The sequence below is a fragment of the Lentzea albidocapillata subsp. violacea genome (assembly GCF_900100275.1).
Lineage (GTDB): Bacteria > Actinomycetota > Actinomycetes > Mycobacteriales > Pseudonocardiaceae > Lentzea > Lentzea violacea.
This window is the reverse complement of sequence record NZ_FNET01000034.1, coordinates 26,881-45,208: the sequence shown is the minus strand read 5'-3', so window position 1 is coordinate 45,208 and position 18,328 is coordinate 26,881. Positions and strand designations below refer to the sequence as shown.

Here is an 18,328-nt window from a genome sequence, read left to right as displayed (position 1 = left end):
ATCCAGCTCCGCCGCGGCAAGATCCTCGTTCACGACCAGGCCCGACTGGCCGCGCTCGCCGAGGGCACCAACCCACGAACTCCCGCTCCGTGAACACCCGGTCGAGGTCGTAGTGCCCACAGCCCCTCGGCCTGACCGAAGCCGCCTGTAGTTGCAGGCGGCGCGTCCTGGCCCGCCGCATATAAACAGGCCGAGCACGCTCGTCTCGCACACGGTGCCGACGTGCACGGCGTCAAACTTCGCCGCACCTGCAGTTCCACCGGTGTTGGGCGGCGGGAGCGACAAGCTCGAAGGTCCGGCGGAGATTGTCCGCTGTGTGACAGTTGCCGAATGGCGGGCGGTGCCGCGGGGAAGTCTGTTCCTAATCGGCAGGGGTACCCGGCTGTCATGCCGGTACCCGCCGGGCCGCAGACAGGAGACAATTCATGTCGACCCATGGCAACCCCAGCACCTCGTTCGATCCGGCGCGTACGGCGGTTCTGGTGATCGATCCCGTCAACGACTTCCTGCACGAGGAGGGCGCCGCGTGGGAGATGACGAAGTCGACGGTGAAGAAGAACGACGTGGTGGCGCAACTTTCGCGGCTGGCGGAGGGCGCGCGGGCGGCGGGTGTGCCGGTGCTGTTCGGGCCCATGGCCTACACGGCCGAGGACTACGCCGACGAGGGGCTTCAGCGCCGCAGTGGCATCAACCGGCTGATGTTCGAGAACCGGATGTTCCTCGCCGGGTCCTTCGGCGCCGACTTCCACCCCGACATCCAGCCGCAGCCGGGCGACATCATCCTGGCACCGCACAAGGGCACCGACGTCCTGCAGACCGATCTGAGGGAGCACCTCGACCGGCTGGGCACCACGCACCTGGTCATCGCGGGGATGACGGCGAACCTGTGCGTGGAGTCCACCGGCCGCCACGCCACCGAACTGGGCTACGACGTCACCTTCCTCTCCGACGCGATCGGCGCGGAGAGCCTGCCCGCCTACGAGGCGTCGATCCACCTGAACTTCCCCCTCATCGCCAACGCCGTGCTCGAAGTCGACGAATTCCTTGGCTCCATAGCGACTGGGGCCACTCCTGCCGAGGAAGGTGCGCAGCCCGGCGACACCGTGTACGGGTCGGACCGCGGCCAGGTCGGCACCGTGGAGGAGGTCGTCGCGGCGAGCGATGGCGTGCCCGCGTACCTCGTCGTGCAACGGGGAGCCATCTTCGACAAGCACCTGTTCGTGCCACTGGATGCCGTCACGCACCGCAGCGGCACCAGCACCTTCATCAACATCCCCAAGCTGGTGGTTTCCAAGCTGCCCTGGGACGAACGCCCCACGGCGGAGGCCGCCGCCGCCAAGCTCGGCCCGTCGGCCGCCGAGGTCGCAGCGCTCTACCGCACCCACGCCCCCACCGGTGGCTGAGCCCGACGACGGCAACCGGTCGACCGGTGCAATGTCACTCACGACGCAGCCGGGCGAGTCGCCGTGGTCTCGGCTCGTTCGACGCCATTCCGTGTACTGCTGGACAATTCGACATCGCCTGGCGGGTCTCAGGACATACTGTCGCATGTGGACAGTCGTGCCACTGTGCTGACCGAAGCCGCACGCGTTGTCATGCCAATGGATCCGGGGCGAACGACTTGGCCACGACGGCGCGCAGGCCGAGGAAGCGCAGGGTGATGGCCGTAGTTGTCGCGCGCGGCCACGACTTGTCCGCCGTGGTCCTCGTCCGCGACACCGTCACCCAGGCAACGACGACTCACTACGTCAACGTCTGGCCCTGGCGCACGAGCGAATCAATCAGCGGGTTCAGCGCCGGTTCCCGCATCCCACCGCCACCCACCTCCGGTGAGGCCAATACTCCAGCGAAGTCAGTGCTTGACCGGCGGAAGCATCGCTCACACAGCGGTCATGATCGCGAGAACCCTAACGTCGCGGAAGAAGGTGTTGGTGCGCTCAAAGCCTGTGCCAGCACGGTTCCGGCAGTCTCGACGGAGGCCATGAGGGCGCCCAGCAGTGACTTCGGTATTGATCCGGCGTCGAGGCCGGCTCGGTCCACCAGACCTTGCAACGTTTCGGCCTGGCCTGCTGTCATTCTCGTGCGGCATGTCGGGTGGTTCAGTAGTTCACGAGCGGCGTAGGAATCGGTGGAACGTTCGGCGTCCTCGATCAGCTCGGCGCACAGGGGGTCCGTTTCGAATTGCTGCGCCTCCATACATAGGTCCAATGCGGCGAGGCCGAGTCGAATGCGGAACAGCGTTGTTGACCTGTCGGTGGGCTTTCGGGCGAGCCTGACCGCGGCGAGCGTGGCGGCAACGTCGTCCACGCTCAAGCGTCCGCCCTTGAGATACGCGTAGCTGCGAAGACAAGCTGCCAGTGCGTACTCGTGTGGCTCGGTCATCATGCTGGTGTCGATGAGCCTGAGTGCGTCGTCGACTTGTCCGCTGGATGCGTACGCGATGACGCGCGTCTGGCGGGATTCACGGAGCATCTCTTCGGCTTCGTCGTGTTGTTCCGCGTGTTCTGTGGCTTCTGTCCATTTGCCTGCGGCGGCCAGAGCTCGGGTGCCGTCCTCACGCAGCAGTACCTGGAGCCAGCGATCGAGCTCGGATCGATCGCCGTCGGTGGAGATGAACTCGTCGAAGGGGATCGACGTGCCGTGGATCGTGGCGTTGCCGCCGTGGCGGGCGGCTTGGTCGATCGCGTGAAGGGCACGGTAGGCGCCTTCGGGGTCGCCGGCCCTGCTGGCGAGGCGGGCGAGGTTGACCAGTGGCTGGAGCGAGGCGATGGCCGTGCGACCGGATAGGGGCCAGGCGGCGTGGAAGATCTGAAACTGCCGCTCGCACAGCTCGACCGCCAGGCCGGGCAAACCGCAGTCGGCGGCGATCAATGCTGCCAGGTTCCAGACTGAACAGGCCCGGTCGATCCGGTCCTCGGGTTCGGCGGGGTTCTGGCAGGTATCGGCGAACTGGCGTACTTCGCGCACCCGTGCTTCCAGTTCGGCGCAGCGCCGGCGGCCCTGAAGTACCAGGGGGAATTTCCTCATCGCCAAGTCCGCGGCGGCCTCGGCTGCTGCGGTCGGAGTCACCTGTCGCGCCGAGCCTGCAGGTGGTGAAGCCGGTGGTCCCGCGGCCGCTGCGGGGGCGTCCAGGATGGCGGAGCGAGCCGCCCAGGCGAGGATGCTCTGTGTCCTGGCGGGTAGTCCCAGGCGGTTCCAGTGAAAGATCACCAAATAGCTCACGACCTCGCGCAGTCCCCGCCGCAGCGTTCCTCTGCGAGCGGCGGACCCCAGGGTTCGGCCGGCCTGGCGGAAGGCGTCCGCCCACTCGGCGGCGGAGGCCAGGGGGCCGTTCGTGCCCAGTAGCGGTCCGTCCGGCGAGACGTCGGCGAGCATCAACTGTCTGAGGTCGCCGGCCATCGCGGTCACCTTCGAGACCGGGACGTCAGCGGGGAGGTGTCGTTCCTGTGCGACTCGGTGCCAGACGTCGCCTTGCTCGTACCACTCCAGCCCGGCGGCGCGCATCAGGGTGGTGCACAGCAGAAGGGACAGCTCGCGGCGGCCGAGCCCGATTCCGCCGTCCCGGAGGAGATTTACGACGGAGCGGCTGTCGGCGCAGAACAGTTCGTGGGCGAGATCCATGCCCATTTGGCCACCGAACGCCATGGTTTCAGCCTCGTAGATGCCTGGCCACCACCCGGTGATCTGGCCGTTGGTCGCGAGGTCGTCGAGCGCCGTACCGAAGCGGTGTCTCATGGCGCGTCCGGCCGATCCTGGTTGCAGGCGCAGTCGCCAACAAGGGTGTTTGCGCATGAACCACCACGCGGTGATCACGCCCTCGTCTTCGGCACTGTGGATCAGGGGTGCGAGGTGATCGACGACGGCGCGTTCCGCGTCGTGCCAGTCGGTGAACTGGATGTAGAGCTGCCACCAGCCAGAGGCGATCTGCTGTTCGAGGGCGTGCTGTCCGGCGCGCCGGTAGACCTCGGCGGCCTCTGCGAGCTCCGCCGAGTCGAGGGCCTCGGCGCAGGCGGCCTCGGCCAGCGGTGTCCCGGTCAGCACAGTAAGCACGGCGCGCTCGGTGTTGCGTACGACAGCCGACTCGTCCATTGCACGCGAGGCTTGTGTCGAGGCTTCCGGAGCTAGTCGATCAGCAGACATGCGTCCCATCCGGAGATCGGCGCGACATTGTGCGCAGCGGTGTGCAAGGCCAGGGCGGTTCCTGCCCCGCCCTCAAGAAGCCCTGTTCCGGCCGTAGCGCTGGATCGCGTGTAAGGGATCAGGTTCTCGGCCAGACGCGGCAGGTGGTCGGCGAGAGCTGGGCTTCGGCTGTCCTGGGTGGCCCGCCACACGGTCTGATAGATCCCGGCCCAGCCGTGGCACAACCCAGGGTCGGTGATTCGGGCCTGCTGTGCGGGGTCGTCGAGGCACCGGACCAGTGCTTGTTCGTACTCCTGCTGGAGACGCACGTCGTTGGTTGCGATTCCGGCTAATTGCCCGGCACGGGCGATCCCCGGCGTGCCGTAGCACCAACTGGGGCGAGCCGGGCCAGGCTGGCTGGGGTGACCGCTGCGCAGGTCGGCCAGGGTGATCCATTCCGGCCACCACGGTCCGGCCTCGCCGTCCTGTTGCCAGGCATCGAGCCATCCGCAGATCGTGGCGATCGCCTCGTGGTGCCCGTCCACGGTGACCCCGCGCCGCATCGCCTGGCTCAGCAACGCCAGAGGGCCGCCGACCCCGTGTGCTGCGCCCAGGTTTCCGTGGCCGTCGCGGTAGGCGCTAGAGGACCGGCGGTGCGGATCGTGACCCACCCACCACCCAGGCAGTGCGTGGCTGTCGATCTGCAGTGGCAGAGTCAGCGCTACGAGGTAGTCCAGCACTCGCTGCATCGCGCTGCCGCCGGGATCGCGGCGCAGCAGCAGCGCACCGAGCCCGCTCAAGCCGAAAAACACGTCATACTCGCGGAACCCAGGAAGTTCGCCTGCGCTGATACGTGCCATCGCGGACTCGACTCGCCGGTGCGCAAGCGCGGCCACGTGCACATCGACGTCCGCGAGGGCCTCGCGGTAGCGGCTGGTGTTGCCCGCTGCCGCCGCGTCGAGCATGAGCGTGACCGCCGGTGCCCCCAGGTACAGGCCGGTGGTGTTCGTGGCGCTGATCTGACCGGCCACCGCGTTCACGATCCAGTGATGGGCTTGCTGCCACGTCCCTGTCCCGGCGTGAGCGCGTTCGATGTGCAGCAGCGCGATCCCGGCGGCGCCTCTCGTGAGGGACTGAGCTACCCAGGGCTCGTTCTCGGGAGGCGGCCCCGGCAGCGCGATCTGCTCGGCGTAGCGCTCGGAGGCTTCCGCGAGGGTGGCCGTGGAGCTCGTCGTAGCCGCCACTTCAGGATGCTCCACGGCGGGCGGTGTGGCGCAACGCGCATGCCCGCGCGAGCCGGCCTGTGACCCGTTCGATGGCCGGGTCGACGCCGACTGCGCGAATGTGGTGCAGGTGCAGCAGTGATCCCAGGACGGACAGAGGGTTTCGCTGTTGCGCCAACTCTTCCCGATAGGCGATCAGCGCCTCGGCGCGCGCCTGCCACGCGGCCACGACGTGTTCTCCGCCGGGTAGGGAACGCAATGTCGTCCACCCGCCGTCTGGATCAGCCAGCTCCAGTGCTTGGTTGCGCAGTGCCGGATCGACTCGTCCGTGCTCTCGCCGAAGTTCAATGATCAACCAGTCCAGTCCCTTGTGGATTGTTCCCGCGAAGCGCACGGTGAGGTCGACCATGCTGGCGGCGGCAAAGGCCTGTGGATGGCCCCCGGTTTTGACCGCAGCGCTGATCTGGGCGAGTGCTGCGACCGAGTCGGCGGCGAAGACGTCCTGTGCGCGGTCCAGCGCGGAACCGTGGCCGTAGCGGCCGATCTGGGGTTCGTGGGCGGCGAGAGTGAAACGGGACAGCAGTCGGCCTCCGTGCAGGCTGTCCGCCCACGTGGCAACCCGTTCGGCGGCCGAGCCATACGCGGATGCGTCGGACAGGCGCAGGTATACGGCGAGGTACTGGTCGACTTCGGGGCGGCGCATCTCGCGATGGCGGCGAAACCACCAGGACGGCACGTGGTCACTGAAGGTGCCAATCAAGTCCGGCACCTGTTCGGTGAGGATCTCGTCGAAGCGTGCCGGATGCCCGTAGATCTGTGCACAGAGGACCGTGGAATTCCCAGGAAGGTGGCCCGCGGTCCGAGTGGCGGTGCGGGCCGCACTCGTGACGAACGAGGGGACTTCGGGCGAGGGCGCGTCCAGAACCAGGGGTATGAGCACCTCATGAGCGCGGCCCAACCAGGCGAGGTCCTTGGGTGCCGACGTTTCGCGGAGTTCGAGGCGGTCGGCGCGTTCCAGGCGGGTGCGCAGCAGGAGCCGGTGAAGTGGGTGACCGAGGTCCACCGGTTGCCGTCGGTCGTGGTCAACCAGCGCGACGCGATCGGGTACGCGCCACCTGGCCCGCCAAGAATCCAGCCCAGCGTGCCACTCGGCCATCGGGGCGTCACGGCCCGGAAGATCACCAGAGGCGAGCAGCCACCGAGCCGGGGACAGAATGGTTCGCCGGTATCGAATCCGCGGAAGGTACGGGAGTTGGGCGGCGGCGCCGAAGTGGAACGCCTTGTAGACCGCGGACCGTGCGGTGGTGATCTCGGCGAGGAACCTCGCCAACGGCGGAGTTTGAACCCCGGCCTCCAGGGCGTGGGTGACCCGCGGCTCGACCCGACGACCGGTGGACAACTCGATGAGGTGGAACCGGCTCTCGTCCGTGGTGATCGCGAGGTCCGCCAACGGGATCAGGTGCTCGTCTGTTCCGCGGTGTTCGGCCACGGGGATCACGTGCGGCAGCAGCTGCCCGGTGCGGGCTACGTTCTCATTGCGGCGCCGGCGCGGGGCAAAGGACAGTTGGGCGGCAATCGTGCCGGGCCCGGCCGCGGTGTAGGTACCCGCGAGAATTTCCCGGCCTTCGTGGGGCAGCAGGTAGGCGTGGCGACCGGCCATGCTGCTGCCAGGCCTGGGTGTTCCGGTCACCGCCAACCCGAAGCGCCCGCGCGCCAGCGCCTCGACAGACTCCGCCCGAACTTCCACGGCCACTTCGACACGAGGCGGAAGGTGCACCAGATCCGCACGGTCGCCGGCCGTCAGGTCCTCGATCACCTGATCGGTCAGCACGATCTCACCGCTACCGTCCATTATGGCCCGCTGGATCAATGCCAGGAGCTTCTCGTCGCGTTCACTCACCTTGCGCGCCGCACGCCCGTGTGCGGAGCCGAGATACTCGGCCGGAAGGCCGAGCCCGCTGTCGGCGACCAGCTCCAGCACCGGCACGAGCGCGCCGGTTCCGTAACGGGAACGAAACCGTGTGTGGTAGTCGCGCCACGCTGGATATCCGAACGCGTACGGGGAAAGGCGAAGCAGGACGCGGACGGCATCGGAGGCTTCCTGAGCCACCTGTTCGGGGATCAGAACGTCACAATCCAAGATCGTGTCGACGACCAGTGGCACCTTCGCGGCGGTGCTCAACGCCCTCATCCGATCGGCCACAGCCGACGTCGGCGCCACAGCTGATCCGCCGGTGGACAGGTCCCGGTGAATCGCGGTCAGTTCGTGCACCGTGCCCCTGATCTCGGCGATGGTGAGGGCGTCGGCGGCCTTCAACACCGCGCAGGCGTGGCCGAGCGCGTCCAGACCCGTCATCGGCGCCCACAGGCTGCTGATCAGTAGTCCTTCGTCGAGCAAACCGCGAAGCACGCGGTCGATCTGGTGCTCACTGGCAGTGGCGAACTGGCTCAGGAGCACAGCGCGCAGCGCGGCGAAAGGTATAGGTGCACGGGCGGCTTCCAGTGCGGCGCGAACCGGGCGGCTGTGGCGCACGGACACCTCGACGGGGGCCAACGTTGTGGCAGCTCCGACCGGTGGTGACCCTGGTGCTGCGAATCGGTCACCTCGCACGGTTCCGGCGTCGTTGACGACCACGGGCAGCCGGTCCAGTAGCCCTTGGCATCGGTGCAAGCGGGTGAGAATGTCGCCGAGCCAGCTTGCGTCCGCTCGGACTGCGACTGAGTGCTCGCGGCCCCACTGAACCTTGGCCCCGGTCCCGATCCGGGCCATGCCGACCCCTGCGAACAGACCGAACGGGGTGGGGCGCTGTTGCCACCGCACCAGATAGGACGCCAGCGAGAGCACGGCGCGGTGCATCGTCCGAGCATCGCGGCTCGGGGCGGACAGCAGGTCGTCAATCTGCCGGGACAAGGCGGGGCTGGCATGGACAACCGCGGCGCGAACATCCTCGCGCTGCCACACCTGCGACAACCACGTCTGGCATTGCTTCGCGGCGTCCTCGCCGGGCAAGTCCAGGGTCGTGGGCAGGTCCAGTCCGCCTGGATCAGTGCTGGCACGTAGTAGTGCCACGCCGGACCATCGATATACCGGTGATGCAGATGTGGCGGCCACGTCGTGTCTCCCCCTCGGAGCTCTTACCGGACCCCTGCTGCTGCCGGTGCACAGTGGCACCGGCAGCAGCAGCAGCCGTCAGGACGGGTCGTCTGCGAACGAACCGCAGCTACTGGCGTCGCCCTCGCAGGTGTTGCCGCAGCCATCGTCAGTGGGGCAGTCCCCCATGACCGGGCCGTAGGCCACGACGACCCGCACATCCAATGCGAACTCGTCGTCCTCGGCTGGCCGTTCGGCCAGCGCGGTCGCGCCGCCCGAAAACTGAACCTCCGACATCTAGGCCACTCTCCTCACTCGGTTGGGTGTTGCAGGGCACCCTGACCTGCTGCGGTGATCGCCGCCTGCGGCCAGGAGATCGTGACCCGGCTGTGCTTCTTGTCGATGACACGTCCCTCGGACAACTGGTCGTCGGGGGTGCCAACCGGGTAGACGCGGAACTGCGGGCCGGGTCCACCTCGGTGCTCCCTGCCCCAGATCCGGAGCAGTTCGGCTACTTCCTCGCCGAGATCGTCGGCGTCGGGGCCGAAGGCGTGCACGCCCCACTCGAGGTTCTCCTCGTCGGCGCGACGGGTCGTCACGTAGGCGAAGCTGCCGCCGGCAACGACGGCCGACGCCCCTGACTGCCGCCCCGGTGGGGTGATCACACCGGAATCGAGCTTGCGATCCAGCACGACGCGGCAGAAACCGGGCAGTGCCGACGCCAGCCACATGTGCGCGTCGGCCCACAACTCGAACCGCCCGATGGTCGCCCCGCTCCAGACCTCCACCCGCGGCGTGTCGAACAGACCCTGCAGCGCGGTCGCGTCGACAGGGAACTCGTCGTCGAAGCGCAAGGTGACCTCGCCCCCGCGCATCACCAACTGCTTGCCCTGGTGTGCTCCGGCGCCCTGCATCGGCACGAAGCCGAACAACCGCGACGACCTGCTGATCAGGAAACCATCGGCACGCTCAAACGCGAGCGTGCGTGACAGACCCCTTACCTGCAACGGAACCAGCAGGCGACCACCCTCGGCCAGCTGCGCGATCCAGGCAGGCGGGATATCCCACGTACCCACCGTGACCAAGATCCGGTCGTAGGGCGCGTACTCGGGCACACCACCCTCGGCGTCGACGAGGACGACATTCACCTGCGAGTAGCCGGCTTCCGCGAGCTGGCGCTCGGCGCGGTCGGTCACGTCTTTGTCGATGTCGACCGTGGTGACCTGACCGGACGGACCGACGAGCTCGGCCAGCAGCGCGGCGTTGTAGCCGCCCGAGCCGATCTCCAGGATCCTCATGCCGGTGGTGATTTCCGCTTGCTCCAACATGTGCGCCTGGACCTGCGGCGCGGAGATGGAACTGGTCGCGTTCCCCTCCGCGTCCCGCTTGGTGACGAAGCCGTTGTAGCAGTGGTAAATCTCGTCCAGGTCCCCGCCTGGAGCGAACAACTCCCGGCGGACCTTGCGCATCGCCTCTTCAACCGGTCCCGAGACGATCGTGCCCTCGGCGATGAGGTCATCGACCACCTGCTTCCGAAGTTGCGCGGCGCGATCCGAGTTCGCAACCTCGCTAGCCGTGTCTTCGTGAGTCGTCCTGTCGGTCACTAAGGGCTTCCTTGTCCTGGTGCGGTGCGGACGGTGAGAGGGGACGCCCTCGCGGTGCGTTCGAGGGCGGCAAGTCGTATCCGTGAGATTACTCTCAGCAACCGTTTGCGCCGGTTCGATCTGGGCGTGTCGGTCAACCATCGCGTCGCTTCTGGTCGAACCACCCGTCCCGAGCCTGGGGTGGTGGTCGGTGGGTCAAATGCCGGAGACGCTCGTGTAGGTCCGGAGGTACGAGATCGTCAAGCCGCAGTCCGATGGCTTGCGCGCGCTGCGCTGCGTCGCCGAACTGCGCGCAGGGCCAGGGTTGAACAGAGCAAAGCGGACATGTATGGGGCGTCTCTGGAGCTGGCAGATGCGCAGCGACGTCATCGACCGCTCGAGCAGCCCGCCCGAGTCGGCTGTCCGCTGCGACGATCACAGCTATGACGTTCCGTATCGCGCCCATGCGTCACACCGCCGCCGCATGCCCGGCATCCACCGGCTGAATGAATCCCGCGAACGAATCTGACGTGCCATCTCCAGCATCGACAATCGCGAACCTCGGCGACCACGACCAACGTGGCCGGACGCATCGGATGTTCGGCACATCCCTCCTTCCGTCACAGCACGTGGTTCTCCCGAGGCAGAAAGTCAACACCCCAAGATCGTGACTAGATACCGTCCACGGCCCGTCCATCCACCATCCGGTGTGCCCTCCCGAACGCCGTGCACTGTCGTCCGGCACCATGGGGGGAGAGCAGCACATCGTGCGGGGGAGGAACTCCGGGTGGCAAGGATCGAAGCGGTCTTCTTCGACGTCGGCGAGGTACTGATCGACGAGACCCGCGAATACGGAACCTGGGCAGACTGGCTCGGAGTTCCGCGCCACACGTTCTCCGCCGTGTTCGGCGCCGTGATCGCCCAAGGGAAGGACTACCGCGAGACCTTCCAGGTGTTCAGGCCGGGGTTCGACCTCGCTGTAGAACGCGAACTCAGGGCTGCAGCAGGGCAGCCGGAGAGCTTTTCCGAGGAGAACCTGTACAGCGATGCGAGGCCCTGCTTCCAGGCCCTTCAGAGTTCCGGCCTGCGCGTCGGTCTCGCCGGAAACCAGACCGCACGGGCAGAACAGATTCTCAAGGCACTCGAGTTGCCGGTCGACGTGATCGGCACATCCGACGGCTGGGGAGTCGAAAAGCCGTCACCGGAGTTCTTCGATCGGGTGGTCGAAGAGGCCGGCGTTCCCGCGAGTTCGGTGCTGTACGTCGGAGACCGGCTGGACAACGACATCAGTCCGGCTCAGGACGCTGGCATCGCAACGGCTCTCGTCCGCCGTGGGCCATGGGGACACATCCTCCGCAAGCCCGAAGTCGAAGAGCGGTGCCTGTTCCTCCTCGACAGCTTGGCCGAGTTGCCTGCTCGGGTGGCGGCTCATAACGCCGACCACAGCTGAGTCAGGCTCTCTCGCCCACGCTGGCCAGCGCGCGGACCTGCTCGTCCAGCAGTTCGACGTGGTGCGCTGTGCTCAGGGCGGCACGCAACTCGGGTACACGCTGGAGCGCGGTGGCGTAGTGGGTACGGCCGACCACGTCGCACGCCTGCTGCGCCGTGGCGAGCGCTCGGTCAGCGTCGAGTGGCGCCTGCGCTGCAGCGAGGTCGAACAGTAGGACGGCTTGTTGCTTGCCGGCGGTCTCGGCGAGGGTGTCGACCGCCTGTTCCAGCCTGCATGCGGCACCGCGGTTCTGGCCCGCCAACAGCAATGCGTTGCCGGCAAAACCGTCGAGTCGAGAAGCATCGAAGTAGTCGAGCCAGACCGGATCGGTTCCGGCCGTCGTCAGCGCGTCCTCGGCCGAGCGAATACGTGCAAGGCTCGCTTTCGGCTGGCCGGTGCGGGCGGATACCTCGGCATCAACGCAGTGCAGCCACGAGCGCAACAACGGCCCGGTGCCGTAGCGCGCGTGCGCATGCGCGGCCTTGAGAAAGCCGCGCGCAGGTTGTTCCTGCCCGGCGAAGCCAGGGACGAACGCTCGATGGGCCAGCACCGCGACCGCCAGAGCGTGATCTTGTGACGCAAAGGCGGCGTCCTCTGCCAGCTGAAAGAACGGTCCTGCGGCATCGGCACGGTTCAGATCGAAGAAGTTGAGACGTGAGGCGAGAAGGGAAGACTCCGCCACAGCGGCGGCCAGTCGCCTAGGCAACGGTCCATCGACGTCCGACACCGACTCGAGCATGCCGGCGCCGAGCTGAACGTGCGCAGCGACGGACTGCAAGAGATCCGATGCCGGGGTGGTCCAGTAGAGCTCACGGTGCGAGGCGGTGATCGCGGAGTACGCCTCGATTGACTGCGGGTCCAGCCGAGTCCGCTGTTCCTTGGCCAGAGCATCGACGCCGTCGGGAATCGCGAGTCCGTTCGACAGCAACGCACCCAAGCTCAAACCGAGCAGCCCCTTCAGGAACACGTGTCGGCCAAACTCGGGTTTGCCGCCCAGCAGCACCAGGATCACCTTCTCCGCCACCGCATCGACGAGCTGCTCGCTCATGGGTATGTAGGTCGCTGCACTCGGGCCAGGTCGGTGCGTCGGACACATCGCCGACTCCTCCTCGGACAGCAGACCGAGTTCGTCGGCGAGCATTCCGAAGACCAACACGAGGTGCTTCCGGTACCGCGGCTCAGGCTTGCGGTCCCCGGTTTCCCATCGCCGAACGACATCCGCGTTGAGGCCCGGCCCCGCCTCGTCGCACTGCTTCATGCTCCGCTTGATCTGCTCCACCAGCTCCTCGCGACTCCACCCACGCTGGAGGCGTTGCCAGGTCAACCGGGTGTTCGGCGGGTGCTTGGGGGCAGACGTCCGACGTGATCCCACCTCATGTCCCTTCGGTCGACTTGACGATGTCTCACCGTGCCCGAGCGTAGGAGCCGACACCGCCATTTCGCGACGCTGGTCGAGCCATGGACGGGCAACGGACGGTTCGTGGACGGTAGTCAAACGCAGCGTCTGGAGGTTTGATCAACGGTGGACAACTACCAGGCGCGAACCTCGGGGGCGTTGACGATCGTGGGCGAGGAGCTGCAGGTGCCGACATGCGGGCAGCGAGTCTTTCGCCGCCCGGTCGCTCTACTGCGGCAGTCGGAAGCTTCCCCGCCTTACTCCGCCACAGAACGCCTCCCACTCGCCGTGGTCGAAGACCAGGACGGCTCCGTCCGGGTTCCGGCTGTCCCTGAGACCGACGGCGTCGCAGGTGAAGGAGACCTCGACACACTGGTTGTCCGGCGGGCCGCTGAGGGGCGACTTCTGCCAGTCGACGAAGTTGGTGTCGAGGTGGCTCTTGTGGGTGTCCTGGATGTACATCAGTGGCCGTACTCCTCCCGATCTCCAGCCGCGCCAGCGGCTACAACGACGCGGCGATGTCGAGCAACATGCGCCGGGTCTGTTCGGGCCCACTGGCCACGGCCTTCTGGTAATCCCAGAGCGTCAGGTACCGCGCCGTGCGCTTGCTGTTGTCGACGTACTCACCGCCGTCATGCTGCTCAAGGTAAATGATGTCAACCAAGGGCTTCGTGTCATAGCCGAAGATCGTGTAGTCATGCCCTTGGCCCATGTAGTAGCCGACATCGAACGGCACGACCTGCAGCTCGACGTTCGGCCGGTCGATGGCCTCGACCAGCTTCATGATCTGCTTCTTCGTGACCTGGCCACCCTCGGTTCGGCGTAGCGCCGCCTCGTCGATGATGAACCAGAACTGCTGGTCGAGGTTGTCCAACACCTGCTGTCGTCCCAGTCGATTGGCTGTCGACTGGTCGATCTCCTCGACCGTCAACGATGGCCGCCACGCGCGGGCGTTCGACCGCATGTACTCCTCGGCCTGCAGCAAGCCGGGGATCATGAGGGCCTGGTACGAGAAGTACCGGTTGCAGCTGGGCTCCATGTCGACCAGCAACCGAAGATACTGGCGAAACCGCGTGCTGAACGCTCCGCGCTTGGTGCGGCGGTTGCTCTCTGCCTGCAGGTCTCGCGTATACGCCCGGTCGGCTTCGTTGGCGCCGACGTGATCGAGCAGCGCATTCAGCTCGATCAACTTGATCCCGCTTCCGGCTTCGATGTGGGCGATCTTCTGCTGGGTGCAGCCGAGCACCGCTGCGATGTCGTCCTGGGTCACGCCGACGGCTTCGCGCAGCCGAGCGAGCTGGTTGCCGAGGACGACCTTCATCACAGGCGGCGGCAACTGCAGGTGCTGCGTCACAGAGTCGTTCACCTCCACAGGGTGTCCGGTTGCGGAACGTGCACGCAATTCACCCAATCGGCGACAACCTTAATCTGTGTACACAAGTTATGGTTGGTTGCGCGGTAGCAGGTCCATAACCACGAGAGACCGGTGAACATGAGTACACAGATTACCGTCGCTGCGATGATCACCGTAGTCGCCACAGCGGTTGATGGACGTCGTGAGCGTCCATCGCGCAGGCGGCGCACCGTCGCTGGTATCGATCTCCGTGTCACCGGTCGATCGGATCGACGGGTTCCGACGCATGACACCACTTGAGGCCACAGTTCCGGTTGTCGTGAACCTGACCCTGTTGCAAGCCGCAGTGCTCGCCAGGGCAGCGGTGGTGGTCACTTCCGCACTGGACTGCAAGGACGCGAACGCCGCCGCACAAGGGCTGCTCATGTTCCGCCAAGCCGTCGCGCATGCCGTATCGAACGACACGACGCACCACTCGACCGAACAGCTGCGGCCGGTCAATCGGCCTCGCCGCCGTGCCGGCTAGCCATCGAAAGGCTGGAGGCCATGAGCAACCTGGTCTTGTTCGCGGGACTTCGTCAAAGTCTCGACGATCACCTTGAGCGGGTATCGCGTGTCGCCGTCGATGGTGATGCCGGATCTGCGCTGGCGGTGATGCGGCAGGACGTTCCAGGTCTGGTGGCCGCGCTGCGGGTGCTGGCCGACGAGCATCAGCCGGATGAGAACGGCTGCTGCAGGAAGTGCCGCAGCGGACCGTTCTGGCGCAGGGTGGCGGCGCCGTGCCGGATGCTGCTCAACGTGCACATCGCCGTCGGGGCGGCGATGGCGACAACACGCGCCTGCTCCAGTTCGCCGCGGCGGCACAGGTTACGAACGTCCTCATTGGACTGAAGTAGGTCGCCCTCGAAATCTTCTTACCAGTGCAAGGAACTCGGATATGCCAAAGAGGCTCTCGACCGCACGTGGTCGCGAATTCGGTGAGGGTATGCGAAAGGCGATCGCGAACGCTGGCCTGAGCGCACGCGAGGTCGCCGAGCTGCTGGACTGGGACGAGGCCAAAGTCTCGAACGTGTTGACCGGGAAGGGTGGCGTCAGCAAGCTCGAAGTCGCGTTGTTGCTGGGTGTGTGCAGGGTCGAGGCCGCTGAGCGCGATCGCCTCCTCGCGTTGTTCCCAGTGAGGCAAATTCAGGGCTGGTGGCAGCAACACGGAGCGTGCGCACCGATCCGGCCGAGCACTGCGCACGCGCACGTCGCCAAGGCGAAGACTCTGGTCTGCTGGCAGCCGCATGTGGTGCCGATCTTCCTCCGGACGGACGCCTACATGCGTGAACTGCTGGTCGCGTCCGCCACTGCGCCGGCGGATGAGCTTGAGGATCGCTTGCATGCGCAGTCCGAGTTGAGGGCACTGCTCGGCAACCGGCTGGCCTGCACCTTCTTCATCCACGAGTTCGCTCTCCAGCTTCAAGTCGGCGGACCTGCGGCACATGCCGACCAGATACATCACCTGATGTTCATGGCGAACTGGAAGAACATCGAGATCCGCGTCGTGCCCGCCGAGGTCGGGGCCCACGCGGGCGTCGCCGGTCCGTTCTGGCACTTGAAGTCCACGAAGTACGAGCCGGTCGTCTGGGTGGAGGTCGAGAACTCCAGCCTCTTCATCGAGAAGGCAGAGTCGATCACAGGCTACGAGGCGGTGGTTCGCGAACTCGACAGGGTGAGCCTGGACAGGCAGAAGTCGATCGAGTTCATCGACCGCCTGCACACGAGGTTGCGAGAGCTGGCAGGACAGCGCGAACCGAGTTGCGAGGGCGAAGGGACAAGGCGATGACCGAGACTGGAGTGCGCCTGTTCGATGCTGCCGCGGTGGAGGCCGTGGCCACACGACTCAACGAAGCAATGGAGAAGGGAAGGCGGCAGGACCGTTGCCTGAGGCAAGAAGTTCGAGCTGAGGTCGACCAACTGATCCGCTTTGGACCGTCGCGCCTGCCACTCGCGTCGGCAATCGTGGTCCTGCTTGCGCTCGCGGCGTGTGGAGCCTGGGGCTTCCTGTGGGGGGTCACAACGGGGAGTTGGGTGGCTGCGGCTCTCTTCATAGTTCTTCTGTCGTTGGGAGTCTTCCTCCTCGACCAGGTGTGGCTGATGCAGAAGCGTGAGGACGCACTGAAGGCCGGCCTCTACGTCGCAGCCACGAATCAAGACTGAGATCTCTTATGCCGAAGGATTTCCGGGCCACAACGCTCGAACGCGCTGTAGGGCGCCAGCTGGCTGGGTGGCGCAACGAGCGCGAGCTCAGCCTCACGGAGGCTGGCCAGCGTGTCGGCTTCAGCAGTGCCAAGCTGTCCATGATGGAGAACGCGGTGCAGCCTTCGGCGCCCGTGGACGTCATGGCGCTCGGGTACGTCTACAAGGTGCCCACTCCGGAATGGCAGGCCGTGGTGCTGCGCGCACAGCACGCGGAACGAGTCCGCACGAGCGCGCTCAACAACGCGCTGAACTTCGACTCGGCCGCAGACTTCGCGAATCTCGTGTTCGAGGCGTCAAGGCTGCGCGCGTTCACGACCGATCTTATTCCTGCGGTCCTTCAAACTCCCCGATACACCAACGCAGTGATGCAGAACGATGACCCGGTACGCACCGCGCGGTTGGCCACGGTGCGCGAGGCGTGGGCAACACGCCTCAACGGCAAAGATCCACTCGTGGTCCAGGCGGTCTTTCCCGAGTCCGTGCTGAGGCAGGTGATCGGCGGGCCACGAGCGATGAAGGCCCAGCTGCTGCACCTGATGGAGATCAGCGAGCATCCGACGGTGAGCGTCCAGGTAGTGCCGTACGGCGCTGGGGCCTACCCGGCGATGGGCTCGCCCTTCACCTTGCTCGACTTTCCACACCGCCAACACAACGACGTCGCGTACCTGGAGACGTTCATCAAGGGCGAGTACGTCGAGGACCCGGTGCTGACCGAGCAATGTGCCCAGCGGTTCATGAGCCTGCAGCAGCTCGCACTCGACCCCGGCGAATCGCTGGAACTCATCGCCGAAGCCGCCGCTGAGTCGTCGTGCACAGGCATACGTTGAGATCCTCCGATTACTTGCTGCTGAACGCCTCGGTGCCCGACAAAGACGATCAACGAGTCATCGTGGTGACGCGCAGATCCTGCGCCAGGACGCGCTCATGGATCTTGCCGCGCCCATGCGGCCAACGGCAGGCCTGGACCAGCAACACATTTAGGTCGGGAACGTCTTAGAGGTCCTAACAGAATCGTTGGACGTGGCGGTAGCAGATGATGCAGGTAGCGAGGCCGAGGAAGGCTTCGTGGATGTCGTCGCGACGTTCCCAGCGGATGCGTAGGCGTTTCATGCCGTGGTACCAGGCGATCGTGCGCTCCACGACCCAGCGGACTGTGCCCAGGCCGGAGCCGTGGGACTCGCCTCGGCGGGCGATCCGAGGCGTGATTCCCCTGGCGCGCAGGCGTCTGCGGTACTTGTCGTGGTCGTAGCCGCGGTCGGCGTAGACCGTCGTCGGGCGTCGGCGCGGCCGGCCCAGTCTGCCGCGCACGTCGGGCACCGCGTCCAGCAGCGGTTCCAGACCGGTGACGTCGTTGCGGTTGCCGCCGGTGAGCAGGACCGCGAGCGGGATGCCACCGCCGTCGGTCAGGACGTGGTGCTTGGAGCCCGGCCGGGCGCGGTCGACCGGGCTCGGCCCGCTTTTGGGCCGCGTCGAGCAGCACGGACATGCGAGGTGTCGATCACGGCACGGTCCCAGTCCAGCCTGCCCGCCGCATGCAACTCCGCCAGCAGAACCTCATGCAGCCGCGACCACACGCCCGCCTCGTTCCAGTCCCGCAACCGCCGCCAGCAGGTCATCCCGGAACCGAACCCCAACTCCTGCGGCAGGAACTCCCACTGGATCCCGGTATGCAGCACGAACAAGATCCCGCACAACACCTGCCGGTCCGGCACCCGCTTACGACCAGGATTACGCGGCCTGCGCGGCACCACCGGCAACAACGGCTCGATCCGCTCCCACAGACCGTCCGAGACGATCCACGGCGGCGACTGACCCCTCCTCACGACCGA

Annotated in this window: 18 protein-coding genes; 8 read left to right on the top strand and 10 right to left on the bottom strand. The window is 66.4% G+C overall.

All coding sequences use genetic code 11. The features are described 5' to 3' along the window. Positions 1 to 425 precede the first annotated feature (425 nt). Positions 426 to 1,403: a cysteine hydrolase family protein gene (locus tag BLR21_RS39420; RefSeq protein WP_090014998.1), complete on the top strand. Its 978-nt coding sequence runs from the start codon at positions 426 to 428 to the stop codon at positions 1,401 to 1,403. Between the two features lie 190 nt (positions 1,404 to 1,593). On the opposite strand, the gene BLR21_RS44285 is transcribed toward BLR21_RS39420, so the two are convergent. The 6 genes from BLR21_RS44285 to fxlM all read right to left on the bottom strand — a co-directional run bounded on the left by BLR21_RS44285 (position 1,594) and on the right by fxlM (position 10,178). After that, entirely contained in the window at positions 1,594 to 1,719 is a 126-nt protein-coding gene (locus BLR21_RS44285) for a hypothetical protein (protein WP_256335230.1), read from the bottom strand. 171 nt (positions 1,720 to 1,890) lie between these two features. Beyond that, positions 1,891 to 4,089: a thiopeptide-type bacteriocin biosynthesis protein gene (locus tag BLR21_RS44280; RefSeq protein WP_090014996.1), complete on the bottom strand. Its 2,199-nt coding sequence runs from the start codon at positions 4,087 to 4,089 to the stop codon at positions 1,891 to 1,893. A gap of 32 nt (positions 4,090 to 4,121) precedes the next feature. Continuing rightward, positions 4,122 to 5,378, bottom strand: coding sequence for a lanthionine synthetase C family protein (locus tag BLR21_RS39410; RefSeq protein ID WP_256335229.1), 1,257 nt, complete (start codon positions 5,376 to 5,378; stop codon positions 4,122 to 4,124). After that, a complete protein-coding gene (locus BLR21_RS39405; RefSeq protein WP_218131107.1) occupies positions 5,365 to 8,352 on the bottom strand; it encodes a lantibiotic dehydratase in 2,988 nt (995 codons plus the stop codon). The genes BLR21_RS39410 and BLR21_RS39405 overlap by 14 nt, the downstream gene beginning before the upstream one ends. Before the next feature lie 180 nt (positions 8,353 to 8,532). Continuing rightward, on the bottom strand, positions 8,533 to 8,730 hold the full coding sequence (locus BLR21_RS39400; RefSeq protein ID WP_030480361.1) for an FxLD family lanthipeptide: 198 nt from the start codon (positions 8,728 to 8,730) through the stop codon (positions 8,533 to 8,535). 14 nt (positions 8,731 to 8,744) lie between these two features. After that, positions 8,745 to 10,178 carry a methyltransferase, FxLD system gene (gene fxlM, locus BLR21_RS39395; RefSeq protein WP_084402169.1) on the bottom strand — a complete coding sequence of 478 codons (1,434 nt, stop codon included), beginning with the start codon at positions 10,176 to 10,178 and terminating at the stop codon, positions 8,745 to 8,747. A 211-nt stretch (positions 10,179 to 10,389) separates the two neighbouring features. On the opposite strand from fxlM, the gene BLR21_RS42980 reads away from it, so the two are divergent. Together BLR21_RS42980 and BLR21_RS39390 are read left to right on the top strand one after the other, a co-directional pair. After that, positions 10,390 to 10,545 (top strand): hypothetical protein, encoded by a 156-nt coding sequence (locus tag BLR21_RS42980; protein WP_157513030.1) that lies wholly within the window; start codon positions 10,390 to 10,392, stop codon positions 10,543 to 10,545. Between the two features lie 258 nt (positions 10,546 to 10,803). Next, positions 10,804 to 11,466: an HAD family hydrolase gene (locus tag BLR21_RS39390; protein ID WP_030480363.1), complete on the top strand. Its 663-nt coding sequence runs from the start codon at positions 10,804 to 10,806 to the stop codon at positions 11,464 to 11,466. 1 nt (position 11,467) lies between these two features. On the opposite strand, the gene BLR21_RS39385 is transcribed toward BLR21_RS39390, so the two are convergent. The 3 genes from BLR21_RS39385 to BLR21_RS39375 all read right to left on the bottom strand — a co-directional run bounded on the left by BLR21_RS39385 (position 11,468) and on the right by BLR21_RS39375 (position 14,267). Beyond that, positions 11,468 to 12,784: an NsdA family TPR-like regulatory protein gene (locus BLR21_RS39385; RefSeq protein ID WP_051771057.1), complete on the bottom strand. Its 1,317-nt coding sequence runs from the start codon at positions 12,782 to 12,784 to the stop codon at positions 11,468 to 11,470. Positions 12,785 to 13,129: 345 nt separating this feature from the next. After that, entirely contained in the window at positions 13,130 to 13,363 is a 234-nt protein-coding gene (locus BLR21_RS39380) for a DUF397 domain-containing protein (RefSeq protein ID WP_036016373.1), read from the bottom strand. Between the two features lie 40 nt (positions 13,364 to 13,403). After that, complete coding sequence (locus tag BLR21_RS39375; RefSeq protein WP_256335228.1) at positions 13,404 to 14,267, bottom strand: helix-turn-helix domain-containing protein; 864 nt, start codon at positions 14,265 to 14,267, stop codon at positions 13,404 to 13,406. A 190-nt stretch (positions 14,268 to 14,457) separates the two neighbouring features. Between BLR21_RS39375 and BLR21_RS39370 the strand changes: the two genes are divergently transcribed. The 5 genes from BLR21_RS39370 to BLR21_RS39350 are packed head-to-tail and all read left to right on the top strand — an operon-like array spanning position 14,458 to position 17,326. Continuing rightward, on the top strand, positions 14,458 to 14,781 hold the full coding sequence (locus BLR21_RS39370; RefSeq protein ID WP_143028092.1) for a hypothetical protein: 324 nt from the start codon (positions 14,458 to 14,460) through the stop codon (positions 14,779 to 14,781). Between the two features lie 20 nt (positions 14,782 to 14,801). Next, on the top strand, positions 14,802 to 15,146 hold the full coding sequence (locus BLR21_RS42975) for a hypothetical protein (protein ID WP_159460521.1): 345 nt from the start codon (positions 14,802 to 14,804) through the stop codon (positions 15,144 to 15,146). A 46-nt stretch (positions 15,147 to 15,192) separates the two neighbouring features. Continuing rightward, on the top strand, positions 15,193 to 16,083 hold the full coding sequence (locus BLR21_RS39360; RefSeq protein ID WP_338061093.1) for a helix-turn-helix domain-containing protein: 891 nt from the start codon (positions 15,193 to 15,195) through the stop codon (positions 16,081 to 16,083). Beyond that, on the top strand, positions 16,080 to 16,457 hold the full coding sequence (locus BLR21_RS39355) for a hypothetical protein (protein ID WP_090014988.1): 378 nt from the start codon (positions 16,080 to 16,082) through the stop codon (positions 16,455 to 16,457). Before BLR21_RS39360 ends, BLR21_RS39355 begins: the two co-directional genes overlap by 4 nt. Positions 16,458 to 16,465: 8 nt before the next feature. Continuing rightward, complete coding sequence (locus tag BLR21_RS39350) at positions 16,466 to 17,326, top strand: helix-turn-helix domain-containing protein (protein WP_090014986.1); 861 nt, start codon at positions 16,466 to 16,468, stop codon at positions 17,324 to 17,326. Positions 17,327 to 17,501: 175 nt separating this feature from the next. Here BLR21_RS39350 and BLR21_RS39345 read toward each other — a convergent pair. Further along, a protein-coding gene (locus tag BLR21_RS39345) for an IS5 family transposase (protein ID WP_420843937.1) occupies positions 17,502 to 18,295 on the bottom strand; the annotation gives its coding sequence in 2 pieces (ribosomal slippage) (positions 17,502 to 17,962 and positions 17,962 to 18,295; 795 coding nt in all). Positions 18,296 to 18,328: the final 33 nt, after the last annotated feature.